Origin of the sequence: Pseudomonas sp. BF-R-30, assembly GCF_019956175.1 — a bacterium.
Taxonomy (GTDB): Bacteria; Pseudomonadota; Gammaproteobacteria; order Pseudomonadales; family Pseudomonadaceae; genus Aquipseudomonas; species Aquipseudomonas jessenii.
The window spans coordinates 187,850-199,944 of record NZ_JAHBDE010000044.1 but is presented as its reverse complement, the minus strand read 5'-3'; the positions used below and the strand labels follow the sequence as shown (position 1 = coordinate 199,944).

The 12,095-nt window shown below is 58.3% G+C and carries 14 protein-coding genes; 4 read left to right on the top strand and 10 right to left on the bottom strand.

Features of this window, described 5'->3' with window-relative positions; translation table 11 throughout:
• Positions 1–121 precede the first annotated feature (121 nt).
• The 8 genes from KGB20_RS21455 to KGB20_RS21420 all read right to left on the bottom strand — a co-directional run bounded on the left by KGB20_RS21455 (position 122) and on the right by KGB20_RS21420 (position 7,223).
• A complete protein-coding gene (locus KGB20_RS21455) occupies positions 122–1,627 on the bottom strand; it encodes a multiheme c-type cytochrome (protein ID WP_154909013.1) in 1,506 nt (501 codons plus the stop codon).
• A gap of 411 nt (positions 1,628–2,038) precedes the next feature.
• Positions 2,039–2,497, bottom strand: coding sequence for a MarR family winged helix-turn-helix transcriptional regulator (locus KGB20_RS21450; RefSeq protein ID WP_057714893.1), 459 nt, complete (start codon positions 2,495–2,497; stop codon positions 2,039–2,041).
• Between the two features lie 127 nt (positions 2,498–2,624).
• A complete protein-coding gene (locus tag KGB20_RS21445) occupies positions 2,625–3,077 on the bottom strand; it encodes an Ohr family peroxiredoxin (protein WP_057714894.1) in 453 nt (150 codons plus the stop codon).
• Between the two features lie 78 nt (positions 3,078–3,155).
• Complete coding sequence (locus tag KGB20_RS21440) at positions 3,156–3,596, bottom strand: Ohr family peroxiredoxin (RefSeq protein ID WP_150813192.1); 441 nt, start codon at positions 3,594–3,596, stop codon at positions 3,156–3,158.
• 271 nt (positions 3,597–3,867) lie between these two features.
• A complete protein-coding gene (locus KGB20_RS21435; protein WP_057714895.1) occupies positions 3,868–4,074 on the bottom strand; it encodes a hypothetical protein in 207 nt (68 codons plus the stop codon).
• Positions 4,075–4,192: 118 nt separating this feature from the next.
• Positions 4,193–4,813 (bottom strand): hypothetical protein, encoded by a 621-nt coding sequence (locus KGB20_RS21430; protein WP_154909283.1) that lies wholly within the window; start codon positions 4,811–4,813, stop codon positions 4,193–4,195.
• Between the two features lie 646 nt (positions 4,814–5,459).
• On the bottom strand, positions 5,460–6,155 hold the full coding sequence (locus KGB20_RS21425; protein ID WP_317849461.1) for a tRNA (adenine(22)-N(1))-methyltransferase: 696 nt from the start codon (positions 6,153–6,155) through the stop codon (positions 5,460–5,462).
• Between the two features lie 111 nt (positions 6,156–6,266).
• On the bottom strand, positions 6,267–7,223 hold the full coding sequence (locus KGB20_RS21420; RefSeq protein WP_150813194.1) for a threonine dehydratase: 957 nt from the start codon (positions 7,221–7,223) through the stop codon (positions 6,267–6,269).
• Positions 7,224–7,319: 96 nt separating this feature from the next.
• Here KGB20_RS21420 and KGB20_RS21415 point away from each other — a divergent pair, with 96 nt between their 5' ends.
• Together KGB20_RS21415 and KGB20_RS21410 are read left to right on the top strand one after the other, a co-directional pair.
• Positions 7,320–8,198: a helix-turn-helix transcriptional regulator gene (locus KGB20_RS21415; RefSeq protein WP_223473540.1), complete on the top strand. Its 879-nt coding sequence runs from the start codon at positions 7,320–7,322 to the stop codon at positions 8,196–8,198.
• Positions 8,199–8,308: 110 nt separating this feature from the next.
• Complete coding sequence (locus KGB20_RS21410) at positions 8,309–8,932, top strand: DUF4157 domain-containing protein (protein WP_224790374.1); 624 nt, start codon at positions 8,309–8,311, stop codon at positions 8,930–8,932.
• A 54-nt stretch (positions 8,933–8,986) separates the two neighbouring features.
• On the opposite strand, the gene KGB20_RS21405 is transcribed toward KGB20_RS21410, so the two are convergent.
• Positions 8,987–9,943: an AraC family transcriptional regulator gene (locus tag KGB20_RS21405; RefSeq protein WP_090455113.1), complete on the bottom strand. Its 957-nt coding sequence runs from the start codon at positions 9,941–9,943 to the stop codon at positions 8,987–8,989.
• A 199-nt stretch (positions 9,944–10,142) separates the two neighbouring features.
• On the opposite strand from KGB20_RS21405, the gene KGB20_RS21400 reads away from it, so the two are divergent.
• Together KGB20_RS21400 and KGB20_RS21395 are read left to right on the top strand one after the other, a co-directional pair.
• Positions 10,143–11,096, top strand: coding sequence for a diiron oxygenase (locus KGB20_RS21400; RefSeq protein ID WP_154909011.1), 954 nt, complete (start codon positions 10,143–10,145; stop codon positions 11,094–11,096).
• A gap of 78 nt (positions 11,097–11,174) precedes the next feature.
• Complete coding sequence (locus KGB20_RS21395) at positions 11,175–11,597, top strand: MAPEG family protein (RefSeq protein ID WP_057716609.1); 423 nt, start codon at positions 11,175–11,177, stop codon at positions 11,595–11,597.
• 11 nt (positions 11,598–11,608) lie between these two features.
• On the opposite strand, the gene KGB20_RS21390 is transcribed toward KGB20_RS21395, so the two are convergent.
• Complete coding sequence (locus KGB20_RS21390; protein WP_057714901.1) at positions 11,609–12,001, bottom strand: GFA family protein; 393 nt, start codon at positions 11,999–12,001, stop codon at positions 11,609–11,611.
• Positions 12,002–12,095 lie beyond the last annotated feature (94 nt).

Here is a 12,095-nt window from a genome sequence, read left to right as displayed (position 1 = left end):
GTCTGCATGTTGATTTGCTGCACAGTTACCAGCCCCACAAGAGCCACTTGCTACAACGCGAGTTACTGGATGCAGTAGCTGTCCGTGACGCGATACCTGTTCGACGATGGTAATGACATGTTCATTCTTTGTAGTAAGCGCTAGCGTCGTCGAGTTTCAACTTCGCGGGTACCACTCGCTTCGCCGTATCGGATCCGGTCGACAGGGGTACGCTCTGCGTGACATTGGCCATCCGGGTGATTTCCACCTGCAGCTTATCCTTGCCGAGCAGGTAGTCGGCCAGCTTCTGGGAAAACGGCCAGTAGTTCAGATCGGCTGTCAGGGTCAGCGGTCCGACGGCGTCGGCCGGCACCAGGAAGGAGAACTCCCCGATATTGTAGCCCTTGGGCAGAATGCGATTGTCCGAGAGTATCTGCGTGGCATTCCAGACCTCGACGTCCAATGGATTGCCGTTCTTGTCGCCTATGTGCACTTTGAAATTTCGCGTGTTGACTTCGGTCTTGCCGTCCTTGATCGAACCCAGGCGATAGAGCTCGCGACCACTGGCATCCTGCACCCGAAAATCGATCCACATCTCCCGCCCCTCGGGAAAGCCGGTTGGCAGCTTGTGCCCTGCGCCGACGTTGGTCACTTTGACGGCTACCGAGGCGTATTGTCCGGGAATGATGGCGGCCGGCAGTTGCTGGAACGTTATTTGCGCCGCGCGCGCGAGCATGTCGCGTGCGCGTTGCGCGCCCTCCTCCTGACCAAGGTGCTTGAGCATCGTCGCGTTGGCTCCGCTGAACCAATGCGAGGCGACCTCCTTACGGTCCGGCCCCATGATCGCGGCCTTGCCCGCAAAGCCCGGCATGTGGCAACTCTGGCAGGTCACATTGTTAAGGCTGTAGGTGCTCTCCTGCCATTCGTCATAAGTGCGCTCCACCGCCACGCTGCTGAACGGGTGCGTGACGTTGTGGCAGGTGCCGCAAAAGTCCGAGCGCGTGTGCAGAGCGGAATACACGGTGTCGTGATAAGGCGAAACGGCATCCTTGCGCGGGCCGAACTTGGTCGGTTTGCCGTGCGCTCGCGGGCTCAGAACATAGGCGCCGTTATCGAGGCCCGTGCGGGCACTGATGTTGTGGCAGGTGTCGCAATCGACCCCGGGCATCGGATGATTCTTCGCACTGTCTTCAATCGAGGAGCGGTTGACTTGCGAAGTGATCTGCCCGGTGGTGAGACCGATCGGGGTATGGCAGCCGGTGCAGAAGTTATCGACCTTGCCCTCGGTGGCCGCACTCGCACGCTTGAGCAAGGCCCGATAGATGGGCTCATCCCAGGCCTGGGACATCATCGACGAGCGCCACTGCCTGTAGATCTCCGTATGGCAAGCGCCACAGACCTGGGCATTGTCGAAGTCCTTCACATTCAAGACCAGGTTGCCGGTGGTATTGGCCCGATGCGGAAAGAACGGCATCGCGCCAATCACATGCATGAGCCTGGAGCGTGCCGGCTCCAGCCACTTCTCATTGTTTTGATTGTCATTGCCCTGAGGTTCGTCAGCCACCACCAGCGTTACCGTCAGCAGACAGGTTAGAAAGCACAACCGGTGCAGCGCTACCTGTGCACACGTATGTCTGGAGTGGCTCATAAGCATTTCCCCTGGACGGTTGCAGAGGATGACCGCAGTACTTCTATTGAGTAGGCCCGGTATTGAGAAGCCAGGGCTACTTCGTGATGCAAACCGATGGCTACAGGCAATCACTCAATGGAGTACTGACAGCTCCACAGCATCCCGGCCCTGCACCTTGCATGAACGGGACAAGCTCACTCAGCAATTACTCTGCCAGCGTTGTATAAAATAGGCGCGGTGACCTGAAAGATCCGCAAACATTGGCCAGCGATTGAAGTAACCGGTTAATGAACATGCGAATACCGCTGAGCAATAGCCCCCATTAGTGGGGGGCTCACTCCGAATCGGGGGGTGTCAGACGGGAGGGCCAGGGTTTCTCTGCGGGGTGCGCCTCGCAAATCCGGGGCCACTCACTTTACTCGATACGACTTACTCTCTGTCCTTGGTCGATCGAATGAGATTGCCCCGTAACTTCACAATGGCCTTCTGCATCTGCACGAAGTCGTCGGGATCAAGACCGGTTTGCGGGAAGCCGTCTTCGGTGAGACCTTCGCGCAGTTTTCGCCCCTCTTTGGTCAAACTGATCCGCACCTGGCGTTCGTCTTCCGGGTCGCGCTGGCGCATTAAATAACCCATCGCTTCCAACTTCTTCAGGATCGGCGTGAGGGTATTGGATTCGAGAAACAGCTTTTCGCCGAGGCTGCCAACGGTCTGGTTGTCTTCCTCCCACAGCGCAACGAGGGTGATGTATTGCGTATAGGTCAGGCCGAGCCGTTCGAGCATCGGCTTGTAGGCCTTGCCGAAGGCCAGGTTGGTGGAATAGACCGCAAAACACAGGAAGTCGGTGAGTTTGAGATCCAGGGCGGATGTCTTGTCGGTGTTTTTCATGGGCGTTCTCCTGGCTCAATCTTGCGAGACCGAAACTATACGTCGTACGCGATGGTATCGGAAGTGCGTATAAACGCCGACGGCCAGCTCACCGGGGAAATCCCCGGTGAGCTGGCCGTGCAGTGGGTTATGCCGTCAGGACGTTGATGTCGACATCAATATTGCCGCGTGTGGCCTTGGAGTAAGGGCAGATTGCATCGGCGTTGTGGGCCAACTCGGTCGCCACCCCCTGGTCCAGCCCCGGAACCCGCAAGGTCAGTCGGGCCTGGAGGAAGTAAGCCGCGCCGGTCTGGCCCAGGTCCACTTCAATGTCGACGGCGGTGTCGGTCGGCAGTGTCACCTTCATCTGTTGGGCGGCCAGCCCCACCGCTGCGATGTAGCAGGCCGACCACGCTCCGGCGAACAGTTGCTCGGCTTTCGGGTGCGGCTGGACGGCGGTGAGCACGTGTGCCGGTGTATCGCTGCCGGGGGACGACAGCACGATATCGAGGTTGCCGTTATGACCGCGCGAGGTGTTGCCCGCGCTGTTATGAGTGGTGTGGGTTTTGCCGCTGGCCAGTACTTTTTCGATCTTGCTCATGATGATTCCCTCAGGATTACAGTGAGTTATGTTCGTGCACGCTTTTATCGCATGCGATGTTAGTGACGCATCCAGGCATCACGCCGTAATAACGTTCAGGGCAACGTCGATATTGCCGCGTGTGGCTTTGGAGTAAGGGCAGATGGAGTCGGCAATGTGCGCCAGTTCGGTCGCGACATCGTGTGCCAGCCCTGGCACTCGCAGGGTCAGTCGGGCCTGAAGGAAATAGGCCAGACCAGTCTGGCCCAGGTCCACTTCGATGTCGACGGCCATATCCGTCGGCAACACGATATTGCGCTCCTGGGCCACCAGCCCCACTGCCGCGGTGTAGCAGGCAGACCAGGCACCGGCAAACAGTTGCTCGGCTTTCGGGTGCGGCTGTGTAGCGGTAAAGACGTGGGCCGGCTGGGCGGAACCCGGTGACGACAGTTCGATATCGAGGTTGCCATTGTGACCGCCGACACCGCTGTGGGTGGTGTGGGTTTTGCCGGTTGCCAGTACTTTTTCGATCTTGCTCATGGGGACTTCCTCAGGACTTGATATTTCGTGCGATCATATCGCATGCGATATTAGTGATATTTAAAAAGACAACGTTCATCAATTGGCGTGTGCAATGATCCAGTTGTTGCCGTTTTGGCCATGGGAAGCGTGAGCGGTTGAGATAAACATTGTGCGGCGGCTTCCGGTGTTCATGGCTGAGTCTCCAAACGGCAGGGGTTGTTGTTATCTTTAATCGCTATCGATTAAATCGTATGCGATGGATGAATATTCAACCAAAGCCCCAATGATGTCAAAGTTTATTTTGTGCCTTGCCGATGAGCGGTAGACGCGAGATCAACCTCGCTACCCTCTCCCTTGCGGAAAGGATGATGGGCTTCTCACCGTCCGGCCCTCCGGAGCCCCCGGTTACGCGCATCGGATCGCTTTCACCCATGACGATCAACGCTTTGGCGCTGAAGTGAAATGGACGTTTTTCACTCGAAAAAAAACCGGCCATTCGAGCCGGTTCTTTGATTTCCTGAGCCCCACACACAAAAAACCCCCTCACAAGGAGGGGGTCTGATGTTTGAAAGGTTCAGACAGGTTCACCCGTCTTTTCCTGGAGCCTCGTCAGTTCAGCGCAGCGCAGGAATACCCGCAAACAACCACGAAGTTTCGTGAACCGGAGTTGCTTCGTTGCGCTTACGCGCCCACTGGGTCAGCGCCACCATCATCGCAAAGCCGAGCACGATCAACACCGGATAGGCCATCAGCAACTCGGTGAGCGAATACTTCCAGGCCAGCGGTCGACCGACACCGAGCATGGCGGCATACAACCAGGACACGCCCGACAGTGCGCCAGAGAACAGGGCAAACATTCGCACATTGATCTGTAGATCAAGCAGCGAACCGGCCTTCAGCATTGCCGGCAATACATAGCGGTGCAACAACATGCCGTTGAACGTCAGCAACAATACAATAATAACTTTTGCTTGAAGTTTCGGATTGGCAAAATAGGTCATGCCTTTTTCAAGGTAATCAATACCTATAATCGCAGCTCCGGTGACCCACAAGAAGATCAACGCATTGGAAACAGACTTCTGAAGACTGGCCATATGTTCATTATCGTGCCCCGACGACACGCGACCTTTCAATAAGTCCTTTACCATTGCCGCGTCGCTGGCAAACACCAGGCCAATAGCTACGCAGCAAGCCAACAGGTGAACGTACACAACGCCTAAACGCAAAAACTCCATGGATTCTTTCTGGCCGATCAGGCCGATAATTGTACTAATATCCAAGATTACATCTCCACTTATTGCGGCAGTGCAAATTGACCATGCCCCAGGCATGCGAATTAATTAATTGCGCCTGCACGATCAAGTTCGCATTGATTGAATCAACTAAATAATTTGGTATTACAAGAGAGAGCGACTCGCCCAGCAAGTCAGTGATGACGACATACTATCACTCCAGGTCTCAGGTAAAAAAAATCCCCATGCGCATTCCATTCAATGCAGATGAGGTATACGTCCATTTTATTAGTGAGTGCAGCGCGAACTGTCAAAGGATCCGCCTGCCGGTAAATCAGAGCGAAGCATATCAAAATCGTTCACTTTTTGAGCAGTACGCTCGACAAACGGTACTAAATTCAACACCTGGAGGTACCTGTTTTCCTGGCTGAAACCTGCATAGCTACGGTGCTGAATCGATTCTCTTAGCATACCGAAAAAAAACCCGCTATTGCGCTGAACTTTCGTCGCCAGCGCCGACCAATGGCGAAAATTGCCTACTGGTCACCGGCAAATTCGAGTCGCCTGAAGGGGCCGTCGACGCGTCTCGCTCGACTCAGCCACACCCACGCTGAATCGAGGTTCTTTTTGGGCGGTGCCCCAGGCTTGCTCAAGCCAGCAATTGGGTGATCCACCGGGCCTGCCGAGCGATGTCCTGCACCGTCTCCTCGGGCACGGCCTGCTGCGCCAGGGCAAAGTGGCTCAGGGTCTTCTGTTTCTGGCGCAACTTGCGCTGCCACTTGACCAGGAACGCCGGGCTGCGGGTCTGCATCTGCAACGGGCCAAAGTACAGCTCCTGGGCGGTGTAGATCACCGGCCCTGCGCGTTCGGCGACGATGATTTCGTAGTCGAAACGATTTTCCCGCAGCACTTCTTCGCAGAGGATGCGATAGCCATTGTCCATCAGCCATTGGCGCAGTGGCTGCTCGCCGCCATTGGGCTGCAGGATCAGGCGCTCCTGACCGCTCAGGTACGCCTTGCCACTGTCGAGGATGTCACGGATGGTTTCGCCGCCCATGCCGCAGATGCTGACCGCTGTAATTCCGTCTCCCGGCTCGATCGCCGCCAGGCCGTTGGCCAGGCGCACGGTGATTTGCGAGTCCAGGCCGTTCTCGCGCACGGTGCGGTTGGCCGCGTGGAACGGCGTCAAGGCCACCTCGCCGGCCACTGCCGCCGCGATGGCGCCACGGCGCATCAAGGCCACCGGCAGGTAGCCGTGATCCGAGCCGATATCGGCCAGGCGCGCACCGACTGGCACATAGGCGGCAACGCGCTCCAGGCGCATGGACAATGTCTGTTCGTTCAACTGCGGCCCCTTTTCACCACTAACGTCCGGCGACTTGGGCCGGATCGGGGCGTGATTCTGTCGAGCAATGCCGTGCATTTCAAATTTATGTGACCAGGGTCATGGCCCTTTTCACGCAATCACTTGCGCATACACCGATCTGTCGACGTTGCCACCGGAGAGAATCACCCCCACCCTTCTTCCCGACATGGCTTCACGCTCCGAGATGAGCGCTGCCAACGCCGACGCACCGGCCCCTTCGGCAAGGTTATGGGTATCGGTGTAATACACGCGCATGGCTTCGGCGATCTGGTCATCGCTGACCGATACGATCCGCGCAGCACCTGCCGCGTAGACGGCAAAGGCTTCAGGAATCGGCTTGCGCACGGCAAGGCCGTCGGCAAAGGTGTTGGCCGAGGCGGTTTCGCAGATTGCGCCAGCGTCAAACGATAACTGTGCAGCCGCCGCCTGCGTGGAAACCACGCCAACCACTTCGGTTTCCAGACCCAGCGCATCGCGGGCGGCGATCACCCCGCAAATCCCCGATCCACAGCCAATCGGTACATAAACGGTATCCAGGTCCGGTGCTGCGTTGAACAGCTCCAGCGCATAAGTGGCGACGCCTTTGACCAGCTCGGTGTGAAACGGCGGAACCAGGAACAGGTCATGCGCGTGGGCCAGGCGGGCCGCCTCTTCACGGGCATCATCGAAATCGCGGCCATACTCGACCACTTCAGCGCCAAAGCCGCGCATGGCGTTGTTCTTTTCTACCGAGTTACCTTCCGGCACGACGATCAACGCCTGCAAACCCAGTGTGCGAGCCGCCAGTGCCAGGCTCTGGCCATGGTTGCCGCGGGTAGCGCTGACAATGCCCTTCGCGCCCGGGTGCTCGCGCTTGAGCCAGTGCATGAACGTAATACCGCCGCGCACTTTGAAGGCACCGGTAGGCGTGTGATTTTCGTGCTTGACCCACACCGTGCAACCCAACCGCTGAGCCAGCAAGGGCCAAGGGTACTGGGCTGTGGCGGGCATGACCTGGTAAACGTGGCGAGCAGCTTGTTCGATATCGTCGCGAGTCAGTGTGTGCATGAGAGGTCCCCCTGAGGTTTTGCCCAGTCTGAACAACGGCGCAGTACTCCGGCTTTCAAAAAACTGACCTGACTTTTGTCCCTCCTCTTCACTACTATGGTGTCCATGAGTCATCGAAATCGCCCGCCGCCACCACGCTTGTCCGAACCGGTCCGTCGTATCGAGGCCGGCCCTTGGGCGATCGAATTGCTCCCCGGCTGCGCCTACGCGACCCGCTATGTCGCGACCCAGGCGGGAATCGGCTTCGCCTTCGACAGCCAGCGAGGCCTGCACGCCATCGGCAGCGACCGAATACGCCCCTTCGATGCCGTGCCCAACGGCCTGGCGTTCGTCCCCGCCGGGTGTGACGTGTTGTCCGAATCCCCCCAGGGCGGCGAATACTTGCGGGTGATTCGCACCGATGGCATGGCGCTGATGGGGGATCGTGCCTTCAACAATCGCATCGACCGGCAGGCCACCGCTCTCGCGTGGCGTATGCGTGCGGCGCTGTTGCTGTCCTCTGTGGAGGACGATTGGGAGGCCTGGGCACTGGCATTGTCCGAACGGGCGACCGGTAGCGAAGCGGTGTCGACAACACCCCATGGCTCGATAACCGGCAGCCGGATGCGCTTGCTCGATGAGTTCATCGATGCAGGCCTCGAAGACCCGTTGAGCGTGCCGGCAATGGCGGGCCTGCTTGGATTGTCCGAAGGGTATTTCATGCGGGCCTTCAAAAACGCCACCGGCAAAAGCCCGCACAGCTACCTGATCGACCGACGCGTCGCCAAGGCCCGTGCCCTGATGCGCGATTCGACCGCCACCCTGACGGAAATCGCCTACGCCTGCGGTTTCAATTCCCAGGCGCACATGGCGACCACCTTCAAGCAACGCCTTGGAGTGAGTCCGGCGCAGCTGCGTCAGTCTTTGGGGTTAGAGCAGATTGACAGCGAAGCCCACGCCACAGCTGACCTGCTCGGCATGGCCAAAAGAAACTGAGGAACCCAGGGAATCGAACGGTGTCGCAGCGGTCCAACACGCGGCAGCACAATGGGCGCGAGACGCCCAACGTATTGCCTGCCGACCGCCTTTGCCCATGGGAGGACCCATTGCCAGCTATTTTTTTGCGTCAAGTTTTCCGGTTAGCGATCGTGCTCTTTTGTGCCGGCACCTCGTCCTCGGTTTTCGCCTGCCCGGCCGGGCAGTATCAGGTCTGCATGGTCGCTTGTTTTTGTGCTCCAGGTTCCGAAGAGGAAGCTGGAACGATCTTCAACGACATGAACCAGATGGCGGCCTCTGGATTGCAGAACTGGATTGTGCAATCGCGCAACACCGCGGCAACCGGCGATATCCAGCCAATCCCGCTGAATATCCGGGCCCAGCTCGAACCCTACTATGACATTCAAGTGCTCGATTCGGTTCGCTACAAGGTAGGCGATGATGTGGAGCTGAACGCCGCACACACCATGCTGCAGAATCCCGATGTACGTGCGGTCACCCTTATCGACATCATCGTCTTTCGAAATCCCGAAGATGCACTTAACGATGTCGCGCTGTGGGCGCATGAGTTGAAGCACGTGCAGCAGTACCAGCAATGGGGCGATCGCGAGTTCGCCACTCGTTATACCCGTGATTACGAAGCCGTCGAGGCGCCGGCCTACGAGATTCAAGCCCAGGTAGCCAGAACGCTACGAGCCAGCCAGGCTCGGGCAGAATCGCCTCGGCTTCCTTGAGTTCAAAAGGTCAAGCCTGGTCAGGTCAACATGGAAAGGTGGCACCGCCCCTTCTCATGCGGATTGTCTGCGCCAGGTGCCGGGGGATGTGCCGAATTGGCGTTTGAATGCGCGACTGAACGCGGCTTCGGAGTCGTAACCAACGGCAAAGCCGATTTGCGCCACATTGCCGCGACCTTCGCGCAACTGTTGAGCCGCCACGTGCATGCGCCACAGCGTCAGGTATTGCATCGGTGGCTGTCCGACCAATGCCGTGAAGCGCTCGGCGAACACCGAGCGCGACATGCCCACCTCAAGCGCCAGGGCTTCTGCCGTCCAGCCTTCGGTTGGACGGGCATGCAATAGCGCCAGTGCGCGCCCGATATGCGGATCCCGCAACCCCGCCAGCCACCCACGCCGCTCAGCGGGAAGGCTGGCGACATACTGGCCGACGGCTTCGACGAATAGCAGCTCCGATAGCTTGGCGATGACCGTTGTCGAACCGACGCGGCCCGCCGCGATTTCACTGACAGCAAAACGAAAGGAGCTTTCGATCCAGGTGCCCGAAGCCGTCGCGCGCAAATCCAGTTTCAATAAGGAAGGCAACGACGAAAGCAACGGACTGAAGGGTGTTTCTGAACCGAGGAACCCGCACAGCAACTGCGTAGCCTCGCCGCCCCCGCCGTACTTGATCCGTGATATGCCGCCGACTTCTGGCGGCTGGATGACTTCTCTGGCTGGCATGGGCGCAATGCTCAGGTCGCTGCCAAAAGAATGTGCGTCGTTGCGAGGAAGCAAAACGAGTTCGCCTGCCCCTACCTCGATGGCGGCACCACCGTCGATTTGAATTTGCATGCGCCCAGCGGCGACAAAGTGCGACGCAATGATGTGTCGAGGTGCCGCCAGGAACGGCTTGCAATCATCCGCCGAGATTCTGCCGTTGATGCACCAGGGCGCAGTGAGCTCCGCCTCGAGGAAGACCCCTCCAGACAGCCGAATCACACGCAACACATCAGAAAGCGCATCCAGCACTTGACCGCCCTCCTTTCCGGAGTCCGGAGCAGGTTTTCAGGCGCACCGGTCATTCACCGCCGGAACTGCGACGCCTAGATTAGCACCAACGCGGAATCAGCGATCGAAACTGTCCCCAGAGGCTTCACCCAGGGTCATTGGCTCCGACGTCAATCGAAATTGCCCCATTCCAACGCCACCAGGGCAGCAGGAGATCCATATGAACAGCGTCGTTACCCTACCCGGTTCAGCGTCAGGCAACACCGCCCGTTATGCGCAAATGGTCAGGTCATCGAAAAAGTCCGAATGGCAGATCGATCGCGATCTGCTCCAGGACCGCAGTTTCGACTTCTCGCGCAAATTCCTCCCCGACGGACTGTCGCAGGTCGACCGCCTGACCTTTCTCGATGCGGCCCAGGCGCGCCTGCTCAGTCAGATCCAGGGCCGGACCTATGCGTACATCTTTGGCCTGGTCGAGCGTTTTATCAGCGCCAAGATGCTCGATCAGGGGCGGGCCCATGTATTTGACAATCAACTGGCCCTTGAAGCGCTGGTGCGTTTTTCCAACGACGAGATCAAGCACCAGGAGTTGTTTCGGCGCATGGAGACGATGATGAGTTCGAAATTGCCAGCGGGATATCGTCAGGTTGCCGATCCAAACGAGGTGGCGCGCGCGGTACTGGCGGCCAGTACCTGGTCGGTGCTGGCACTGACCTGTCACATCGAGCTGTTTGTTCAGGCGCACTACGTGCAAAGCATCGCCCCGCGCGAGGAACTGTGCCCGTTGTTCAAGGATGTCTTCAAATTCCACTGGAAGGATGAAAGCCGGCACGTCGTACTCGATGAACTGGAATGGCAGGACGAGCACGCGAAACTCTCGTCGGCCGAGCACGACCAGGCAGTGAATGACCTGATTGCGCTGGTAGCGGCCGTCGACGCAATCCTGCAGGCACAATCGGCAGCCGATGCCGACTACTTCATCAGTCATGCTTCACGATCGTTCAGTGTCGATGAGACCGCGCAAATCAAGGCCTGCGTGCTGAGCGCCTACCGCTGGCAATACATTATCTCGGGCGTACGGCATCCACACTTCGGTCGACTGCTGACGCAGATGACAACGCCGGCACAGATGTCCAGGATTCAGACCGCTCTGGCCCCCATCATGAGCAATTGACCGACAGCGCGCGACTGACTGCTCGTCGGTCGCGCTGCGGGACGACGTGCTGATAATGAACCATTGAGGATGGCGGCCATGACGATACCGATGTGGATGCTGCTTGGGTTTGCAACCTGGACCTTGCTGCTATTGATGGCAACCGTCGGGGTTTATCGCTGGGTCGCAATCCTGTTCTCGAGTGTTCCGATCGCCTCTTTCCGAAGCGATCGGCTCGAAGGAGAAGATTGGTATCGCCGCGGGACTAGAGCCCACGCCAACTGTGTGGAAAACCTGCCTGTGTTTGGCGTCATCGTGTTCGTGATTACAGCCCTTGATGTCAACGGCGCCGCAGTGAACTACTTGTCCACACTCGTCCTGATCGCTCGCGTGTGCCAGTCATTGGTTCACGTCTCCCATGAGCAAACCAATGCGTTCGTGGCAGTTCGGTTTGCCTTCTTTAGCGTTCAGTTGGTGTGTTTTCTCGCGCTCATTGTCATAGCCGCTTGTTATGGCATATGAACAGGTGCCCGCTAATCCTCAAATCGCCCCGTGCCGTCTCGATCGCGCTCGTAGTGTCGGGTGAGTGCAAACGCCGGCAACCAGGCCTCGCGCCGCACAGTCCAGCTCTCGTAGGTTGGCGTCAACTGGTCAGGGGCATCCAGAGATCCAAGGTTCACCTCGACTTCGTCTGCGCTGCGTGAGAACACCGACGAACCGCACTGCGGACAGAAGTGCCGCCCGGCGTAGTCACGCGTTTCGCCCTCGATTGTCACGGCATCCTGATGAAATATCGCGGACGCGTGGAACAGCGCCCCATGGTGCTTGCGGCAGTCGAGACAGTGACAAACACCAACCCGGAACGGGCGCCCCGACGCGACAAGACGCACTTTGCCGCACAAACAACCGCCGGTGAATCGGTCCATGCGATGCCTCCTTCAGGCCGTCCGAAACGGCGTATCGGCGTGGGAACAGGAACGTTACGGCGATGCCAAAACCGGCGTTGCAAAGGGTTAGCGT